The organism is Vibrio ostreae (genome assembly GCF_019226825.1).
GTDB lineage: Bacteria > Pseudomonadota > Gammaproteobacteria > Enterobacterales > Vibrionaceae > Vibrio > Vibrio ostreae.
In genome coordinates this window covers 1,893,967-1,911,826 of sequence record NZ_CP076643.1, presented here as the reverse complement: position 1 = coordinate 1,911,826, position 17,860 = coordinate 1,893,967, and the positions used below count along the sequence as shown (strand labels likewise).

19 protein-coding genes are annotated in these 17,860 nt (G+C 42.0%); 7 read left to right on the top strand and 12 right to left on the bottom strand.

What is annotated here, in order from left to right:
• Positions 1-265 precede the first annotated feature (265 nt).
• The 4 genes from KNV97_RS14860 to KNV97_RS14845 are packed head-to-tail and all read right to left on the bottom strand — an operon-like array spanning position 266 to position 6,706.
• Positions 266-1,114 (bottom strand): DUF7281 domain-containing protein, encoded by an 849-nt coding sequence (locus KNV97_RS14860; protein ID WP_218562229.1) that lies wholly within the window; start codon positions 1,112-1,114, stop codon positions 266-268.
• Positions 1,111-2,412, bottom strand: coding sequence for a hypothetical protein (locus KNV97_RS14855; RefSeq protein ID WP_241770752.1), 1,302 nt, complete (start codon positions 2,410-2,412; stop codon positions 1,111-1,113). Before KNV97_RS14855 ends, KNV97_RS14860 begins: the two co-directional genes overlap by 4 nt.
• The gene (locus KNV97_RS14850; RefSeq protein WP_218562228.1) at positions 2,409-3,047 is read right to left on the bottom strand and encodes a hypothetical protein; all 639 of its coding nucleotides are present in this window, start codon (positions 3,045-3,047) and stop codon (positions 2,409-2,411) included. Before KNV97_RS14850 ends, KNV97_RS14855 begins: the two co-directional genes overlap by 4 nt.
• The gene (locus KNV97_RS14845) at positions 3,044-6,706 is read right to left on the bottom strand and encodes an ATP-binding protein (RefSeq protein ID WP_218562227.1); all 3,663 of its coding nucleotides are present in this window, start codon (positions 6,704-6,706) and stop codon (positions 3,044-3,046) included. The genes KNV97_RS14850 and KNV97_RS14845 overlap by 4 nt, the downstream gene beginning before the upstream one ends.
• A 228-nt stretch (positions 6,707-6,934) precedes the next feature.
• Here KNV97_RS14845 and KNV97_RS14840 point away from each other — a divergent pair, with 228 nt between their 5' ends.
• On the top strand, positions 6,935-7,783 hold the full coding sequence (locus KNV97_RS14840; RefSeq protein WP_032477307.1) for a WYL domain-containing protein: 849 nt from the start codon (positions 6,935-6,937) through the stop codon (positions 7,781-7,783).
• A gap of 167 nt (positions 7,784-7,950) precedes the next feature.
• Here the strand turns inward: KNV97_RS14840 and KNV97_RS14835 are convergent, their stop codons facing one another.
• From KNV97_RS14835 to radC, 7 genes are all read right to left on the bottom strand, one after another.
• A complete protein-coding gene (locus KNV97_RS14835) occupies positions 7,951-8,178 on the bottom strand; it encodes a hypothetical protein (RefSeq protein ID WP_218562226.1) in 228 nt (75 codons plus the stop codon).
• Positions 8,179-8,225: 47 nt separating this feature from the next.
• Positions 8,226-8,594, bottom strand: a complete 369-nt coding sequence (locus KNV97_RS14830; RefSeq protein WP_218562225.1) for a hypothetical protein — start codon at positions 8,592-8,594, stop codon at positions 8,226-8,228.
• A 30-nt stretch (positions 8,595-8,624) separates the two neighbouring features.
• Complete coding sequence (locus KNV97_RS14825) at positions 8,625-9,359, bottom strand: WYL domain-containing protein (protein WP_218562224.1); 735 nt, start codon at positions 9,357-9,359, stop codon at positions 8,625-8,627.
• Positions 9,360-9,497: 138 nt separating this feature from the next.
• The gene (locus KNV97_RS14820) at positions 9,498-9,674 is read right to left on the bottom strand and encodes a hypothetical protein (RefSeq protein ID WP_017044431.1); all 177 of its coding nucleotides are present in this window, start codon (positions 9,672-9,674) and stop codon (positions 9,498-9,500) included.
• 3 nt (positions 9,675-9,677) lie between these two features.
• Complete coding sequence (locus KNV97_RS14815) at positions 9,678-10,121, bottom strand: DUF2787 domain-containing protein (RefSeq protein WP_218562223.1); 444 nt, start codon at positions 10,119-10,121, stop codon at positions 9,678-9,680.
• 49 nt (positions 10,122-10,170) lie between these two features.
• A complete protein-coding gene (locus KNV97_RS14810; RefSeq protein WP_218562222.1) occupies positions 10,171-10,608 on the bottom strand; it encodes a DUF2787 domain-containing protein in 438 nt (145 codons plus the stop codon).
• A complete protein-coding gene (gene radC / locus KNV97_RS14805) occupies positions 10,605-11,078 on the bottom strand; it encodes a RadC family protein (RefSeq protein ID WP_218562221.1) in 474 nt (157 codons plus the stop codon). Before radC ends, KNV97_RS14810 begins: the two co-directional genes overlap by 4 nt.
• 271 nt (positions 11,079-11,349) lie before the next feature.
• On the opposite strand from radC, the gene KNV97_RS14800 reads away from it, so the two are divergent.
• The 6 genes from KNV97_RS14800 to KNV97_RS14775 all read left to right on the top strand — a co-directional run bounded on the left by KNV97_RS14800 (position 11,350) and on the right by KNV97_RS14775 (position 16,276).
• On the top strand, positions 11,350-11,613 hold the full coding sequence (locus tag KNV97_RS14800) for a hypothetical protein (RefSeq protein ID WP_032477054.1): 264 nt from the start codon (positions 11,350-11,352) through the stop codon (positions 11,611-11,613).
• Complete coding sequence (locus tag KNV97_RS14795; RefSeq protein ID WP_218562220.1) at positions 11,610-12,839, top strand: ImmA/IrrE family metallo-endopeptidase; 1,230 nt, start codon at positions 11,610-11,612, stop codon at positions 12,837-12,839. The genes KNV97_RS14800 and KNV97_RS14795 overlap by 4 nt, the downstream gene beginning before the upstream one ends.
• 12 nt (positions 12,840-12,851) lie before the next feature.
• Positions 12,852-14,009 carry a beta family protein gene (locus KNV97_RS14790; RefSeq protein ID WP_218562219.1) on the top strand — a complete coding sequence of 386 codons (1,158 nt, stop codon included), beginning with the start codon at positions 12,852-12,854 and terminating at the stop codon, positions 14,007-14,009.
• A gap of 383 nt (positions 14,010-14,392) precedes the next feature.
• A complete protein-coding gene (locus tag KNV97_RS14785) occupies positions 14,393-15,412 on the top strand; it encodes an ATP-binding protein (RefSeq protein ID WP_032477056.1) in 1,020 nt (339 codons plus the stop codon).
• Position 15,413: 1 nt separating this feature from the next.
• Positions 15,414-15,734: an STAS-like domain-containing protein gene (locus tag KNV97_RS14780; protein ID WP_032477057.1), complete on the top strand. Its 321-nt coding sequence runs from the start codon at positions 15,414-15,416 to the stop codon at positions 15,732-15,734.
• Between the two features lie 8 nt (positions 15,735-15,742).
• Complete coding sequence (locus KNV97_RS14775; RefSeq protein WP_218562218.1) at positions 15,743-16,276, top strand: hypothetical protein; 534 nt, start codon at positions 15,743-15,745, stop codon at positions 16,274-16,276.
• A gap of 238 nt (positions 16,277-16,514) precedes the next feature.
• On the opposite strand, the gene KNV97_RS14770 is transcribed toward KNV97_RS14775, so the two are convergent.
• Positions 16,515-17,756, bottom strand: a complete 1,242-nt coding sequence (locus tag KNV97_RS14770; protein ID WP_218562217.1) for an integrase domain-containing protein — start codon at positions 17,754-17,756, stop codon at positions 16,515-16,517.
• Positions 17,757-17,860: the final 104 nt, after the last annotated feature.

Below are 17,860 nucleotides of genomic sequence, written 5' to 3'. Positions count from 1 at the left end.
TTTTCTAGATAACATATATCTGAAGCTAGATGCGATGTGGGGAGGGGATATTAGATGGATTAGTACAGATTAGTCAGGACTCAATCTGTAAGTTCTCGAATCGCGTTATATACAAACAGATTTGGCAAGCATATCTAACACGGAAATACCTCATTTCAATTTTTCAGAATGATTCTATTGCGCTTTTTCCAATAATTACCTTACTTTTGTTAATGACTGACTTTCAGAGTGGCCTATTGGATATAAAGCTATTTTTCCTCAAACATTACCTGAGGGGATGTAAAACCAGAGGAACGTTGTTCGCAACTATTGATTCTTGAGTTATACCTTTTTCTACACTAGAGATTAATGTCTCTAATTCGGTGGGGAGTACCTCTGATACTCGTTCCCAATATCTGTGTTGATCTTCGAATAGAGAGGATTTTCCATGCTCAATAAGAGCTTCTCTGGATATAGAAGGTATAAGCATATAGCTTGCTCCCGATGCTAAGGCGAAAGAAATACCGGAAGGGTCGGTATCAAACCACGCAACAAGCTTCACTTGTGGGAAACGCTCAGCAATCTCTTGAGATATCACTCCACTTTCCTTGTCTCCTCGATATACAACAAGCGGATTTTGGCCTATATCAGATTGAACAATCTTAAATTGACAAAATGCCTCATAATTTTCGACAATAACTATTTGTTTGTGTTCAATGCTTCTAAGACTGCCAAGAGGTATTTCTATGATCATGCCGTCTTCTAGATCGTATTTCTTACCATTTATGTTGGTAGATAATACTCCATAGACTTTGACCACCTTATCTTTGACAGGGGTAGTGCTTAACTTCTCGTTTGGGAAGTACTTAGCCATTTCTGTTCGAGAGCTCGGTATTGGATCAGTTAAAATATCAAAACCAGTTTGTTCTTTAATCAGCTTCCTGACTTGGCGTATATCTTGGGGCGTTAGTTGCAGTTTTCCAAAGCTAGTTTTTCCTATGCCATAGTCTTGATAAAATACTTGAAATACACCCGTCAATACTACGGAAATCCCATTTTGAATTTTGGCTGGAACGAAGATGTTTTTAAGTCGAGCTAGATCTCCGCTCGTAATGTTTTCTGTAATTCTACTCACAATTTCCTCGATATAGACACATCTTCTAGGTGGAGGTTTCCATAGCCTATGTTACTGCCCTTAGCATAATAGGTATGTATTCCAATAGGCTCAATAATAAAGTCCTTTCGATCTTGTGGAAGCATCGAACTATGGAAGTTAAGCACGCTAAATAGCCATACATCTTTAGCGCAAGTTAGTCGCTCAAGATCTTCAGGTAGGTTATCGTTGATTTGCTCATAGTAATCCAGAGCAGAAACCTTTGTTTTCCCTTGAGCCATAAAGGCTTCTGCAAAGAAAGTATCGCAGTGGGAATCAATATCAGCTTCAATCAGTTCTTGTATCTCAACATCGAGTGTAAAATATCGACGCTCAGCTTCTTCGATAATCGGCGTCTCTTGTTGCTCGATGGATTGTGCCGTGATTCTCTCTACAATATCGGCCAGTTCCGGTTCTTGGTCCATGTCCTCAGGGTTTGGATGATGTGCAAATGCAATCGGTTCAGATAGCCAGAATGTAGGTATACCGCCATACTTTGCCATTTCATCTGGTAAAATTACTTCTTCATTTGGAGTCCAGTGTGGCTCTTGATCGATGAATCGATCAAAAGCATTGATAAGGTCTTTATCACGCTCTCGATTACGATACTTCATCATGAGGGCTCTGAGTTGATTTAGGATAGAACCAAGTTCTTGCTGACAGCTACGAATAGCATGATGCATTTCAACGCAGAATAATGTATTTAACTCAGAATTGTCCCCCGCGATGTCACTTAGTAGCTTAAATGAGAAAGCTTTCATACCACTAACAAGTTTTTCAGCTTGATCTATAGCGACTTGGTTCTCTTTTTGCTTCTGAATAAGTGTATTGCCGTAACCAAAATCATAGCTGATGCGGTTGCGTAAACGTCGACAAGATTCTTGTAGGTCCATAGTAATTTCATAAACCACACCTTCAAGGGTGTTAAACCTATCTGCTTCTTGCTCCCTTTTGCCATTGAGTTTGGCTTCTAGATATTCTTGGGCCAGATCTTGTACTTCTGGAATACGCTCCGCGTGCTGGGTCCCAAGGAACGAACTTGCTTCTGTCTCAAGGAAGTAGTTCATCAGTGCTTCCATCTTAGGGTGGACACGGTAGCCGCGGCTTGTAACGATAACAACGCGTGCTTCTTTCAGCTTGCGCAGGTCGTTAGCGTTCTCATGGGTTTCGCGAATCGTTCCGTTCTCAAAGACTTGAGTCAAGGTGTCCTTTGCTTGGCTGACTAAGCGAAGCATGTGGCCGACACCACCATGTTTGCCATTGCTTTGCGAACTAATCAAAAGTCGAACTCCCCTTGGTCCTCGTTTGCTTTGTTGACCGTCTCAACAACCTTCTCATGCATGTCGATGAAGTCGAGCACCTCATATACAAAGTCTAGTTTACCTGTCATCACATAAAGTTGACGTTCTTTATTTACGAGGTGGGCTACCCCCTCCTTGACCAAAAATTCTACAACCACATCGAGTTTTTCGCTGGCAGTATCACGAACTTTTTTTCGACTAACTTTAGGTAGTCGGTAAACGCTATCGAGTTTGTCCATCAAGCTTGGGGAGGATTGGATTTGTGCATTAAGTACAGGCACATTTAACTCGTCACCACCGACCATTACAGTTTCCACTTGTGCAGCTTCACTGACTGTTGCAATGAACTTAACTACAGGTCGAATGATGCTATGTACGTTGCTCATCAATGAGGTTACCTGACGGCGGTTGTGTTCATCGATGGTTTTATAAGTCACATAGTAGGCACTGGTTCGACTCGTGCATTGAAGCTCACGGCTCATAAGCGTTAAGGCTTGATTAATTTCACGGCGAGTACGATCGTCTTTAAGGGTCTTATAAGCATCGCGATCAGTCGCAGGACAGATGAAGTTGCCACTCAGTAGAGACTCTAGGACTTGTGATACAGGCTTCATTCTTCTGCTCCTGTGTTGTCTTCAGAGGCTTTTGCTAAAGCGAGTTTGCTTACTTTGGGCTTGTTGAAAATGTTCTTGTCAGGCGTTATGTGATACAAATTTTTAAATAGGTTAGCTGTACGGTTGTTACCATCTGGTTGAGCGGCTACAACATTGAAGTTGTGAGCATCCATCATCTTCAGTAGCTTTGCTTGGTTCTCCGCAGTCAACTTACCAATCTCATCGGTTGGGTAAGTAATTGACAACTGACTAGTCCCGCGTTGCTGGGTAAGTAATGCTAGATACAACATGGATTGAATAAGCAAATTGGTGCCATTGCTAGCTAAATCACGCATATCTTTATCTGTTTTAGCGGTTTTACGCTGATTGTTTTCTATCACTTCGAACTTAATATCAAAGAGTTCGGTTGGTTTCTTCACTTTGTCGGCACTGATATGGTAAGTTAACGTATCTAGAGCGTTGTAGAATTCTTTGGTTGGTAGTTCTGCTGCGCCAGTTCTGTCCCACTCTTCGTAAATTTCAGAGAAGTTTATGATGTCTTGCCATCCTTGTAGTTTGGAAAGCGAACTTTCAACGTTGATATCGATAGAACCAACCACCGAGAAAGTGTTGTTTGCTTTTACTTGTTCAGATACATTGCGACCGAGCTTCTTAATATCGCGGTCGAAGCCAAGTAGTCGGTCTTTGAAGTCTACTAACATGCGTCCCATGTTGACGGCACTATCGACGGTTATGCTTGTTACTTGTGGAATAATGTCATTCATGATGTTTTCTAGAATGTCGATGCGCTTAGAATCGCTGGCTACAATATCTTCGCTAATAGTGTTTCGGCTGGTTTCATTCCAGAAACGGTAAAGCTCCCCGTCACCAAGACCAAGTGTGATTGCTTCCATCTGCTGAATGTCTTTCTTACGCTGCTTCGTTAACATCTCTAGTCTAGGTAACTTGCTCTCAACTTCACTAAGTATTGAGTTTAAGTCTCCGCTATAATTAAAGCCCTCATCCAGTACTTCTTGGATCTCGAACGCTTCGTAATTGGATAGGCGATAGACGGCACTATCAGCACGCTTTTTACGAGCCTCCAATGTATTAATTGATTCTTTGAATTGTTGTTTTGTACGATGTATTTCGCTGCGTAGCTCTTTCAGTTTGGTTTCAAACGACTGGATATTTTGGTTAACCGATTGAAGTTCGTTTTGTTTGTCGTTGCGAGACTTACGACGTTTCGGATCGTCAATGTTATAAATAGACAACCAAGTCTCATATTCTTTGATATCTTGAGTCTGCGCTTTTAGATTCTTTACCTCGTTTTCAAGCAGTTCAATATCTGCCTTGTAGCGTCGGTAGATATCTCGGCTTATACCTTGTTCGCTTAGCCGCTGTTCGTATTCCATCTTAATGCGTTCTTTATTTTCACCTAGTCTCTGGAGGTTCTTATTCAGCATATTGTTGATAGCATCGGTACTTATTTCGAGCGCAGTTTCGATAGTTGCAACCTGAGTCAGCCTATCATTTTTCAGTTTTGATTCAGCTTCTTCAAAGCGTTGTTCGCCCTCTGAGAGTTGTGTTTCAACCAAAGAAATGTTTTGCTTAATCGACTGGATGCTTGAGCTGATTTGCTGAATTAGGGCCTCTTTAGTTCGGGTAATCTCAATTTTTTTGTTCTCAAGGTTGCTCTTTGTTTGGGCTAAGTCGTTCTCTGTGTTTCGAAGTTCGCTGCGAAGTTGTGCCAACTTTATGTTTGAATCTTTAATGATGACGTCGATTTTCTTGATTTGTTTATTAAGTTCAATCTCACCATCCTCAAGCTTATCGATAAGGTCCATTAAATTGGCTTGTTCTTCGACGTCTGCTTGGTTAGTCACCTTGCAGTCAGGTAAATTGCTTGTGTCGATACTCAAATCGAACAAGCTACCAGAATCTTCAGTTATCGATGGCGCAAGCGAGGTATCCATTAAAAGGCCATCTGTAAGAACTCGACCGAGTGGAGAGCTTTGCCATCCTACCTTGTGGGTCTCAAGAAATGAGAACAGTGTTCCTGATTCAGGGTCGAGTCGAGCGTTAACCAGCTTCAACTGTTCTTCAGCATTACGCTTCTTTCTACAGCTTGCCTCTAAATTAGAGATCAGATTTTCCCGTTCTTTATGTAGGTGACCTTCATCTTTGTTAGCCGAATTCACGGCTTGATTTAGTTTATTGGCTTGCTCTTGGAGCATGTCTTTTTCTGATTCAAGATGCTCGCGCTGCTCAATAAGAAGTTCATCAATATCAGGGTGCTTTAGGCGCTGTTCTTGAGTGGCTAGTTCAGCCTTTCGCTCAATGAGCACCGTACCTGTATTTTTGGTGAAGTCATTGTGTGACTTATTCAGTTCGTTTAATTGCTGATTAAAAGTGTCATTTACCTGAGTTTTTCTGTCGTTGGCCTCTTGTTGAGCTTTTAGCTTTTGCTCTGTGAGTTTAGATTTTTCATCATTGAACTTGCTATCAAGGTTTTGAAGATCACGATCTCGCTTGTCTTTAGCGTCTGTCACCTTAACTTCAAGATCGGCATAACTCTTTCTTTGGTGCGCTAGCTTGTCTTCTATATCTGGTAGTTGTTTCAGTTTTACCGATAGCTCTGGGTAATCATTGTCTTCATAATTCAAAAGCTTTTGATAGTGTGCTTCGATTTCAGAATCAAGGCTACGGATGGCGTTTTGAAGTGAGTTACGGGAGTTCTCTTGGTCGAGTTTTAGGGAATTGACATTTTCGAGCTTTTTGTCACTAGTCTCGATGTAATCTGCTAGCTCGCTGTGTGTTTTTGAAAGTGACTCATTCAGTTTGTCTGATTCTTCACGAATGACTAATAGAGAATTGGCTAGTTGGCTACTTAGATAGGCAATCTGTTTATTGTTGGCAATAGCCTCAGTAAAGGCGTCTTTTTTGCCAAGGAAAGATGTTAGGCCGTTGTAGTCATCACACCATTGTTCAATTTTTTTCGCATCAACTCCAAATTCTAGTGTGCTATCACTTTGCTCAAGAATATCAAGAAAAAGCGCCTTAGTATCAACCATGTTGAATTCGCCCTGAATCAGTGCAGTAGTGATTTTCTCGATGTGGCGAACATCATTACGACCAGAGCACAGTGAGTAGCTGTGGAATTTGTTGTTTCGAGTAGCTGCGTTAATGTTTTGAATGATTTCGCGGTATTCTTTAACACTAGTGATACGAGACTCGTAATCCAAACCTCTAGTGGAAAGTTCTGCGACTAATTTGGTATTGGCAATAGCGTATGGCTTTTCTTCGTGATCCTGTTTTATTAACACGGACTGATCGAACACACCTTTCACAAACAAGTACACAATGCCCCCCTTAGTGTTTAGATTGCGAAAGCAAATGACATGAGCAATTTGAGCACGAGCGGTTATGTATTCAAAAACAATGTAGCTGTTGCTATGAGGCAAGTACCACTCTGCGAAAGGTCTATTAACGTTAGACTTCCTGACAATCTGTGTCCCTGTAGCACCATAGAAGAATGGAATCAGCCTCAATAACGATGTTTTTCCAGCGCCGTTATCACCTGTTAGTTGAGTAGGTGCATCGAAATCATACTCTGAAAACATCTTATTTTTCTGGTATGAGTTTATCGCGATTACTTTTCTCAATCCGGCATGCATCATAGTTTCGTCTCTGTTTTCTGGGGGGCTTTGGGGTTAAATAATAAACCTAGGTATTTTTGTGGCTTCATTGGAAGTGAGATTGAGGAAATCCGTAAAAATATTGATACTCATATCTTAACTAGTAGCACCACCGAAAGCGTCTCTATCGCTCTCCACAATAAATATATGTACTTTCCGTATACATGTATATACTGTACACATCAACATGTAACTTTTATGAGCAGTACGATGAGCCAGATAGATATCAAGTGGGACCAGCAAATGAGATTTCGATTAATCGAAATCATTGCTCAGTGGGAGGGACGACTGACAACAAACCACTTATGCGATGCTTTTCGAATAGGTCGGCAGCAGGCCTCAAGGGATATTAACAAATATTTAAATCTTACTGACCGAGAACAGTTGATACTAGATAGGACAATCAGAGGCTACAGACCTGCGGATGATTTTAAGCCACTATTTACCCAAGGCACAGCTCACGAATACCTGACAATGCTTCATCAACAGTACAACCTAGAAGAGACATTTGAGTTCTTCAGTTGGGGGGAAGCTCAATCGACAGTATTAAATGTTCCTGAAAGGGTTGTTGCACCGAAAATTGTTCGAGGGTTAATTGCAGCTTCAAGAGCTAATCTGCGCGTGGATATTGATTACGTATCTCTCTCTACTCCTGACATCAGAGGGCGAATAATAGCCCCTCATAGTTTGATATATGACGGTATTCGCTGGCATGTAAGAGCCTATTGTGAGGAAAAAGATGAGTTCCGTGACTTTGTACTTAGCCGCTTTCGAAATGAACCAGACTTAATGGATAAGTCTCCAAAAACCCGAGAGCATGATGATGAATGGAATCATCAAGTTAAAGTTACTATTACACCGAATCCCTACCTCTCTGAAAAACAACAATGTGTCGTAGCTGAAGACTATGCTATGGAAAATCATAAGCTTACAATCTTTACACGCAAGGCGTTGGTGCATTATTGCCTGCGTCGTATGGGTGTTACGCTTGATGAAAAATTGCTAAGGTCACAGCCTGAAGTGTATCAAATTACGGCCAGCTCTGATCAGTATCTCTAATTTTAACTTTGAATTTTCCATACTTGAAGCTATCCGTAATTTACTAATTTAAGCAGAAGTTCTAAGCAACTTATTGCCATAAACCTGTTTAGTGGCTGTATAGAAGCAAAAAAAGAATGGGGAGCAATCGCGCTCCCCATTCTTTTTACCGTCGCTGGTGGTAGGTATTACTTTTCTTTGACTGCTTCACAGCCTTCAGGAACGGTGATGGTCGATACATTCTTGCCTTCCTGTAGTGCTGCTTTTACATCCATTTTGTATTGAGTACATTTGCCAACACTGACGTTGACTGCCCCCGAATCTGCTGATGGGTTACCGCCCAGTGTTCCACCAGCAAAGGCGGAAGAGGCAGAGAAAACTAACGCTGTAGCGATGAGTAGAGATGACTTGTTCATAGTTTATCCTTACGAGTTGGTTGAGTGTGTTATTTGGGAATTGAAAGTTAGAAGGTGTAGACAAAGGTGCCAGCACTGGAGGTGACTTCGATTTCTTTCACGCTGTCCACAGTGCAGTTGTTGCTGTATCCGGTGTAGTTTTGGCCGAAGTTCAATGAAACGTTTCTTGATAGCTCTGAGGCTGTTCCTGCGGGTAATCTGCAGTTGCCACGGTTAATCACTACATCGCTTATCACGGTGTTATCGGTAATGGCTTGTAGGTCAAAGACCAATGTTCCCCAGTGAGGGTTAGCTGATATCGACACTTCAATATCAGCCGTTGCAGCTTGAGTATCTTCTTGGTCGCCACAAGCGGTGAGTCCGATAAACAGTATGCTTATAGCGGCGTATCGGAGTAGGGTGTTGATTAATGTCATAACGGTGCTCTCCTTATCGGTGAGTGAAATTCAGGATGTACTGATTCCATCGTGCTTACGCATGAACCGCTCAAGATTGAAATCAGTGGGATAGGTAAAAGAAAACGTCGATACACTGGCCTCATCAATCAAGGGCAAGGCTAGGGTGCGTATCGTGTGTTGACCGGATAATCGAAAGAGCAGCAAGAGCGCGTCACACTGAACCGAGAGTCCCAGTGGCTCAATGAGCGCCTTCTCTTGCTGCAATACTTGGCTCGATATCTTGAGCATACGGTTGTGCAGTAATGCCGTGTGTATCGCATTCAACACTTGCCGTTGTTCGTCACTCCACTCGCGAATCGTGGGCAATGTCACATGTACTTTGGCTAACCATGCTTGCTCTTTTGAATGTGCTGAAGCTATACGGGACAAGGGTTTGTCTCTCTCCGAGGAGGACCCTTGCCCATAATTCAATGCATCAGGAACAAGTGGTCGTAAGTACTTGTTGGTCAGTTGCCAATAGAGCATTTCCTGTTTGTTGAGTTTCAGTAATTGCTCTGAGGTTTTCCGATAAACATGGGGCATGCTCATCGAATCACACTCCACGTTAAACACGTCCACAATGATGTCATCGAGGTAGCGTTTAATGCTGCGCGTGGTGCGGTGGATATCGAGTAGGGCTAACTGCTGCTGCAACTCCCTAACGGTAATCCATCGATGTTGAGGAATAAGCATCAGCGTGTGCAGCAAAGCGGATAACCCTTCAATGCTGGTTTTATTGCTCATGACTATGCTCTCAATACATCAAAGCTCCACACCGGAGTCGGACATTTAATGTCGGGAGAATAGAGGTGGGTCAGACACATAATGTCCAACGGTTAAAATGCAATCAATTCGTTTCATAAAAGTGTGAATTAATTAACATTAACGAGGTTTATGCTTATCACTGAGCTCGGCAATGGCTGCCAGTAACCCAATCAACAGTACCACCAGAAACCCTAAAGTGGATAAGGCTCCAATGGCACCGAAGAACGGAGAAAGGGAGAACAACGTAATGAGGGCAGTGACAAGTTTGATGATTTGTAGAAGAAGGGAAGTCATGAGTTATTGCGGGGTGACGGCTATCTCGTTGTAGGAGTCCATATCGATATAAGCAAGAAAGTTATTCTCCCATAGGCGATACAGCTCTTTGGCATCACGGCTACCCTGCATGGGTAGCCAGCCACGATAGGCGACAAAGAACTGCCCAACCCGAAAATCAAAATCCAAGTTGCGCTCTAGCTCTGGATAGTAATTCCCCATATAAGCAAAGTCGGTGATGTACTCAATACTCCATTCCCCTGTGGAGGTTTGGCAAATCGCCATCTCAACCGGATGGAAGCCGCCTTCTTCCGCGCTGTAACTTTTATCGCGAAAGTTAAACACCAGATAACGGCTGGTGGTCAGTGCTTCATTACTTAGTAAATGAGCGGTGAGTTGCTCACTTAGCAGCTTTTGCAGTTTTTTCGATACAGGTAGTGTAGATGCTGTGAAGGTTAATTTGGACATAGTGAGTCCTCCTTGTTTCAGGATTCAAATAAGAAATGGAGATTAGGATTTAGTGAAACGTGCCGACCATCGTCAGTTGCACGTCATCAAAGACGTTTCTGGAAAGGTGACGAGCAAAGGCTTTCATCCAGACCGAGAGCAGCTCTTGTACTTCTGGATGAGATAAATCCGTGCTTCCCACATCGGGTTGATAGCACCAGCGATTAGCAAGGTGAAAGTACAGCTCAGGCTCAACGGTTGTACTGTTGTCATCGGGATAAGAGAAGCTGGCAAAGAACACTACCAGCCAAGGGCTTGAGGCTGACTCTCGTTTAAGCTGTACCTCAATCGGATGCAAACCTTGTCTATGTCGGTAGTAACTCATTTGGCGGCAGTTCAGCACGAGTCTCTCTGCGTTCTCTGGGAGAGTATACCGATTAAGAAGTGCTTCTAGTAACGCATGTAATGCATCATCAATGCACAGATCGCCATAATGTTGTTCAATCATAACCATCCCCTTTCAGCAAACGAGGTGCAGGTATCGCCTGTCACGATATGGTCGAGAACGCGAACATCCACCAGCGCGAGCGCGTCTTTAAGTCTTTCGGTTATGCGTCTATCGGCTTGGGAGGGTGTTGAGTCTCCAGATGGATGGTTATGTACGAATATCACCGCTGCGGCATTCACTTCTAACACCACTTTCACTACTTCACGTGGGTAGACGCTGGCCGCATCCACCGTCCCCTGAAACAGCTCTTTAAACTCAATCAGTCGGTTTTGGTTATCCAGCAGCAATAAGGCAAACACTTCACGCTCATGGCTGCCTAGCTTACAGCGCACATACTCTTTAGTTGCATCAGGGTTAGTTAGTGCATCTCCACGTACGTAGCGGTTAGCCAGTATTTCAGCCGCATGCTCTAGAATTTCATTTTCCTGATAGCGTTGCTGCTTTTGGTAATCGGAAGTTTTGGGATTCATTTCAGGCTCCTGTCGGAATCAATGGTGAGTATTCACCTTGATGACATATACCTGAATATTTTTGGATTGAGGGTGACAGCGTTAATACCTAGTGTGTATGTGAAAAATTTAAGTAGTTCAATATCAATAAAAACATGATGTTGGTTGAATTTTGCTCTCTTACCCCCCATTCTATTTATGGATATAGTTTCTTGTTTGTTGTTCCCATATGTGGAACTTTGTTGATTTTTATTTTTGCTAGTGCAATAATGTTCCCAAATGGAGAACCTTGATGCGTTTGATAGGTATAGAAAGGCTCAACGCCATTAAAGGTATCAGTAACGAAATTGATATCTGGATTTCAGCTTGGGTGGCAGAGATGAACCATGCGAGTTGGAGAAGTGATATGGAATTGATCGATGCGTTTCCAAGAGTTGAGCATGTAGAAGGTTTTTCTTATATGTTTCCTATTTTTGGTTATGACCATATAAGCATCAAAGTCACTTTCTGTTTTAACGGAGGTATTGCTGTGATTCATGAAGTGATAAGCAAATGAGTAAGTCTCAACCAAGAGTGATTAGAACTCAGGACCAATATCAAGAGTATATGTCTGAAGTTGAGTCACTAATTGTACAAAAATTAACACCTGGTTCCGATGACGCTGAGAGATTGGAATTGCTAACAGTTTTGATTGAAAGCTATGAGTCTTCCAACTATGCAATCGAGCCAGTAGATCCTATTGATGCTATTAAATTTAGAATGGCTGAGAAAGGGCTAAAGCAAATTGATTTAGCACCGTATTTTGGAACAAAAAGCAGAGTATCAGAGGTGCTATCAGGTAAACGGCCGTTAACGGTTCCGATGATCAAAGCGTTATCTGTAGGCTTGGGTATAGCTCCTCAAACATTGTTGGGACTAGATACTGATGATAGAGCTGTTACGGAAAATCCGTCTAAAGCTGAATTTAATTGGTCAAAATTTCCGATTAAAGAAATGCTGTCAAGAGGCTGGATTGAGGATACAGGTGCTAAGGTAAAGAAGAATGTTGAAGAACAGGTAAAAGACTTTATCAGTAGCCTTGGGGGATCGACCGCGAGCGCATCCTTCAAAAGAACTCTGTCAGGTGATGCTTATTCACCTTTGAGCCAATATAAGCTTTATGCTTGGGTAGCTAGAGTTATACAGAAAGCTCGAACTCGAAACCTAGAGTATCCATTCGATGCTAGCGTTTTAGGAAAAGAATTTTTAAAGGATTTAGCGCATTTAAGCTGGTCTGAATATGGTCCATTACTCGCGGTAGAATATCTAGAGAAGAATGGTATTTGTGTTGTTATTGAGCCGGCTTTAAAAGGTACTTCTGTGGATGGTGCAGCACTAAAAGATGCTGATGGCAGACCTATAATTGCTCTGTCACTACGACAAGATAGGCTAGATAACTTTTGGTTTACCTTGCTTCACGAAGTTGTACATATCTGGAAGCATGTCGACCTAGATAAAACATTTGTAGATGATTTAGAAAATCATACTGAGAGTAAGGATAAGCTCGAAGCTGAGGCGAATAGATATGCCAGAGATACTTTCATTCCGAGAGTTGTTTGGAAGCGGAGTAAAGCATACCTAAATCCGAGTAGTACAACTATCGATGCTTTGTCTAGAGAGTTGAATATTCATCCAGCCATCATCGCTGGAAGGTTAAGACGAGAATCTGGTAAATATAATCAGTTCTCTGAATTGGTTGGTTACGGGGAGGTTAGAAAGCACTTCCCTTCTAAATATTGGTAAGTGAGGCGAGTTATGACTCCTAAGTACGTCCCTATTTTAAAAGCGAAAAAAGGCGAGTTTGATGCATATAAGAACTTGCCTCGCACAGTTCAACTACACACGCTACCTGTATTTGAACTTCCGACGCTAACAAGCAAAATGTTAGAAACAACGTACTTAGGGGTTAGTAATCCTAGAGAGCAGTTTATAAACAAGTGTGCTGTAGGCTTAAGTTCATCTATTTCGGTGCCTACTATTGGTATCGATATCCATTCGTGGGCACCAGATTCCACAATTGAGAATGGCGAGCACGTACTGTCAGTCTTCACTAGTTGCCTTTCTAACGAAGGATGTGAAGTTTTACCTGTAATCGGGTATGACCGGTGGGAAGATGCTGAATACTCTACAGTATTACAGCTTCTTGCTCAGTCAAAGGATCGTTTTATTCTTCGTTTGGATTCATATGCCTTTGAAGATATGGTTGAGGAAGAGCCGTTTTTAGACACTATCGAAGATATCGTCTCGTCTATGGGGCTAGACACCAGTAAGTGCTCTGTGATTCTAGACTTTGGAGATGTTTCAAAAGATACAATAGTTGATATTCAAGAGCAGGTAGATACTGCATTATCACTTCTTGAAGACTATCAGTTTAGCTTTGTATCTATCGCTGGTTGTTCAATTACTTCTGATATTAACGGAATGGTGCCTAAGAAAAATTCTACAGGTATCGTTGTAAGAAAAGAATTCAAAGTGTGGAAGTCAGTACGATCATTTAACCCAAGTGTGAAGTTTGTGTTTGGTGATTATGGAATAGCCAATCCAAATGTTGGTGATGAGACTATTGCACCAGATGCCAATGGGAAAATCAGATACACCATAGAGGATAGTTACTTTGTCGTTCGAGGTTATTCTAGAAGACAAGGTGAGAAAGGCGCACAAATGCATGGGCTATGTAAATCTCTAGTTGGTTCTGGCTATTTCTGTGGTTCAGAATTCAGCTGGGGAGATATGATGATCGAAAAATGTGCAAATTATGGAACGGTAAAAGGGAAAGTTTTTGTTGGTAACCCCACTAGTTGGGTTGCGATTGATACCGTGCACCATATGACTTATGTGACTCAAGAAGTGGTGGAGTTTGAAAAAACAGTGTCTACAGCCACTTATCTCCGGTCTATTAAGAGTGAACATTAGGAACGTTTAGGATTACATGTTCTGAATTAGCCTTAGTAGATAAGCTACAGTAAGAAGAGGATGCGACTATGCATCCTCTTTTTTTATTATTGAAAACGCAATGCTTTCCGGTGGTGACCTGCTCCCCTTAATCTAGTCCAGTGGAAGCGAAATATGAACCTCTTTTGTGATCATTGAGCCTTGTACTGTACCTAATCCAGCTTGTTAAAACGTGGACCAACCCGCCCTTGAGCTTGGTACGAGTAAAACCATCTAGAGAAGGTTTGAAATTTATAATTCTTAGTAACATCAGCACACTATTTTTATGTTGTCGGTGGCGTTATGTGCACTAATCAGTCGACATGATATGATGCTTTAGTGTTGGTGCTAGTACGTGATTTGAGATGAGACAAGTTAGCAGAGAATCTGAATACAGGACGTGGAGACGAAGAACTCAACATAATGAAAGCCGCAAGGATAAGAAATACAATCCGAGAAGTGACGAGATCAAAGTTCATAGAGTTTTAGGTTGGGAGCAGATATCAGTACCATCTCATTTAGATTTGTATAATGAGGAAACTCGAGAGTCTACTCTGGAGTTCTTGGGCCTTGTTGAGAAATTCGCTTTGGAAAGAAGGGTGGCTTTAGATTGTAGTCACGCTGAATCGGTATCTGCTGCTGCGTTGCTATTACTATACGCCACTATTGATTCTCTAAAGAGTAATGACAAATCTAAGTTAGTAAGATTCCAAAATTTAAAAGGTAAATTTAAGTTTGCTATCGAAAGATCTGGCTTAAAAGGAATTACTCTGAATAAAGAACCATCAGTAGTCGATGAGCAAACAGGGCCACTACCCGTTATAAAAGGTACTGCGAGAGGTGAAGAGTTTGAAGCTGTAATTGATTATGTTCAGCATCGTATCTTTGAAAATGATATGACGCCCGAAGAGGAGAATATTTGGGCAGCTGCAGTTATGGAAACTGTAAGTAATGTCAAGCTCCATGCTTATGAAGACGCAAGTGATAAGCCTTGGTGGATTATATGCAGTGTCATAGATGACAATCTATATTTGGCGATTTGCGATCGAGGCGTTGGCATACCAAACACGATTAAAGAGCAAGGTTGGATTCGAAGTATAGTGGATAAGTCACCAGCCTTAGTTAAAAGATTACTTTCTGAAGCAGATTCAGATTCTATTGAGTTGTCCATGATGCTTGGCGAGACATCTACAAAAAAAGATAAACATGGCCTAGGTAGTAAAAGTATTCAAGCATTAGTAGATGAAAACCCAGATGGGGCTCTTTGGGTGTTTAGCAATCGAGGGGTATACTACCGTGAAGACCATAGTGTAGAGCTAAAGGACTTTAGCCGTAGTATTTCAGGAACTCTTGTTCAGTGGAACATTAAATTAAAGAATCAGTAAAATGAAGACAATTGTAGTAGTTGAACAATTCCACCCAAGGCCAAAATGGCGATATCGTAGGGAAGGAGATGGTAGTGGTGAAGCTTTTAGAGAAGAGCTGCTTGCACCCGCCTTAAGAGATCATAGTCATGTTACTGTCGATTTGACGGGTTACAACCGCTATGGCCCTTCGTTCGTTTCAGAGGCATTCGGCGGGCTAATTAGAGATGAGCGTTTTAGTCTCGAGGAGCTGAGAAACAAACTGACAATAGTTCATGACAAGCTACCTAGCTTTGCAGGTACATGCTGGGAAGAAATAGAGAAAGCTGCTCAAGAGGAGTAAAAGTGGTCATGGAATTGATTAAAGGGTACCTTGCGCCGTTTCTCACTATCTTAGGTTGGGGTATCGTTTTGTACAATGCGGATCGTATCGCTCTGAGAAATGAAAGTAGATCCTCAATAGATGGTTGTATAAAAAAGCTTGAAGAGTTAATTACGTTAACTCAAGAGTTTATGCATGAAGCTGATAAAACTTCTAGTAAAAAATACCAGTATGAAGGGAAGGTTGCAGCTCTGACGAGTAGCCTTGAAACGAAGAAAGCATACTTGCTAAAACGGACTCACAAAGAGTTTATTGTTGCCGATACTTTGGTGTCATTGCGCACCAAACTTAATCCCAACGAATCAAATGCTGTTATGGAGGAGGGGATTGAGGTAGCAATGGATCTGATGGAATCTTTAGAGGAAACTTTTTGTAATCGCTTTAGCGCTAAATGGTATCAGTTCGTACCATACTGGATAAGGATCACTTTGCTTGTCGCTGTGTGGTGCCTCATTTATTTTAGTATTGGAGGATACTTTATTGGTAGCCCTTCTGATCGTTAGAACAACACTCTATTAGTTTCATTTCATCGTCTTTAGTTGAGAAACTATACGACGTTCACGACTTATTTGTTAATGATTAGGTTCACTAATTGCCAGATTACAACAAAGGAGGATTTGTCCTCCTTTGTGGATTTTTTAATCTTTAACTAGAGCGTGATTGACCTAACCTGTTCAATAACTGTGTTATCTATTCTGAATCTCTCACTTAATACGCTCAAGCAACACACTTCCAACTGAATTACCCTGCCAATTTAAGCCCTTTTCGTCTCGCGAGTGATACATTTCCCTCAGCAGAAGCGGTGATATGATCGCTCCACCAGCTCATCATAGGGCGGCGGCGTTCAAGGTAATCAGTGCGGTTATAAGCACTACGAACCTGGTTATCATCAACGTGTGCCAGTGACGCTTCGATCAAGTCACGGTCAAAACCTTGTTCATTGAGTGTAGTACTTGCGAGAGACCGCAGACCGTGGCTAACCAATCTTCCCGCAAACCCCATACGTTTCAGAGCCATATTTGCTGTTTGGCTGTTACATGGTTTCTTCGGATCTCGATCTGAAGGAAAGATGTATTCACGGTGGCCGCTTATCGGCTTCATTACTTCTAGTAGCGCCAGCATCTGCTCTGTGAGAGGGATGCGGTGCTCTCTTCTTTTTTTCATTCTGTCTGCTGGAATGGTCCATATCTTTTCTTCCCACTCAATCTCATCCCATCTAGCGCCTGAGGCTTCAGAGGGGCGTGTCATGGTGTGAAGTTGCCACTCAATTAAACAACGAGTAGTACGCTTTATACTGGCATTGGCGATAGCTCCCATTAGCTCTGGTAGTTCATCTGGTGCTAGTGCCGCCATGTTTTCTTTTTTGGGCTTTTTGAAAGCGGCTCGAATACCTGTTAATGGATTCGCTTTTACAAGACCACAGTTTGCCGCGTAATTCATTATTTCATTTAAGCGTTGAGATAAGCGTTTAACCGTCTCTAGGCTGCCTTTTGCTTCGATAGGTCTAAGTAGATCAATAACAAGTGGGGCATCGATATCTTTTACTGGTGTATTCGCTATTTGCGGAAATACATGAAGTTCTAGTGAGCGCCAGATATCGACAGCATAGTCTGGAGTGACTTCGTGCTTTTTGAGGTTGAACCAATCTTCAGAGACTTTAGCAAAGGTATGTTCGTAGATTTCTTTGTGAACGAGTTCTTGGCGTTTTCTTTCTTCTTGAGGATCAATCCCCTGAGCTAGTAGCTCTCTGGCTGCCATTGCATTTTTACGAGCATTGGCAAGAGATAAATCTGGATATCTACCTAGGCTAAGGTTTGCTCGTTTTCCTGTAATGGGTTTGTAGTAGTTAAAGATCCACTGTTTTGAACCGTTAGGCTTGATACGTAATCGAAGGCCATCACCATCAAACAAGTTGTATTCTTTATCCTTGGGCTTCGCTGATTTGATATCTTTGTCTGTTAGACGAGTAGTTATTTTTGCCATGTTGGGTACACCAGATTAACTCATTAAAACCAGTGTACCCTGTTGTGTACCCAAAGATCAAAGAAGTAGTGAGACGTCCTTGGATGCTAATGGATACTAAGTTA

Coding starts and splice junctions, on each gene's coding strand:
- KNV97_RS14850 (WP_218562228.1), bottom strand. CDS start 3,047: ATGAAGCCTGTATCACAAGTCCTAGAGTCTCTACTGAGTGGCAACTTC.
- KNV97_RS14845 (WP_218562227.1), bottom strand. CDS start 6,706: ATGATGCATGCCGGATTGAGAAAAGTAATCGCGATAAACTCATACCAG.
- KNV97_RS14840 (WP_032477307.1), top strand. CDS start 6,935: ATGAGCCAGATAGATATCAAGTGGGACCAGCAAATGAGATTTCGATTA.
- KNV97_RS14835 (WP_218562226.1), bottom strand. CDS start 8,178: ATGAACAAGTCATCTCTACTCATCGCTACAGCGTTAGTTTTCTCTGCC.
- KNV97_RS14830 (WP_218562225.1), bottom strand. CDS start 8,594: ATGACATTAATCAACACCCTACTCCGATACGCCGCTATAAGCATACTG.
- KNV97_RS14825 (WP_218562224.1), bottom strand. CDS start 9,359: ATGAGCAATAAAACCAGCATTGAAGGGTTATCCGCTTTGCTGCACACG.
- KNV97_RS14820 (WP_017044431.1), bottom strand. CDS start 9,674: ATGACTTCCCTTCTTCTACAAATCATCAAACTTGTCACTGCCCTCATT.
- KNV97_RS14815 (WP_218562223.1), bottom strand. CDS start 10,121: ATGTCCAAATTAACCTTCACAGCATCTACACTACCTGTATCGAAAAAA.
- KNV97_RS14810 (WP_218562222.1), bottom strand. CDS start 10,608: ATGATTGAACAACATTATGGCGATCTGTGCATTGATGATGCATTACAT.
- radC (WP_218562221.1), bottom strand. CDS start 11,078: ATGAATCCCAAAACTTCCGATTACCAAAAGCAGCAACGCTATCAGGAA.
- KNV97_RS14800 (WP_032477054.1), top strand. CDS start 11,350: ATGCGTTTGATAGGTATAGAAAGGCTCAACGCCATTAAAGGTATCAGT.
- KNV97_RS14795 (WP_218562220.1), top strand. CDS start 11,610: ATGAGTAAGTCTCAACCAAGAGTGATTAGAACTCAGGACCAATATCAA.
- KNV97_RS14790 (WP_218562219.1), top strand. CDS start 12,852: ATGACTCCTAAGTACGTCCCTATTTTAAAAGCGAAAAAAGGCGAGTTT.
- KNV97_RS14785 (WP_032477056.1), top strand. CDS start 14,393: ATGAGACAAGTTAGCAGAGAATCTGAATACAGGACGTGGAGACGAAGA.
- KNV97_RS14780 (WP_032477057.1), top strand. CDS start 15,414: ATGAAGACAATTGTAGTAGTTGAACAATTCCACCCAAGGCCAAAATGG.
- KNV97_RS14775 (WP_218562218.1), top strand. CDS start 15,743: ATGGAATTGATTAAAGGGTACCTTGCGCCGTTTCTCACTATCTTAGGT.
- KNV97_RS14770 (WP_218562217.1), bottom strand. CDS start 17,756: ATGGCAAAAATAACTACTCGTCTAACAGACAAAGATATCAAATCAGCG.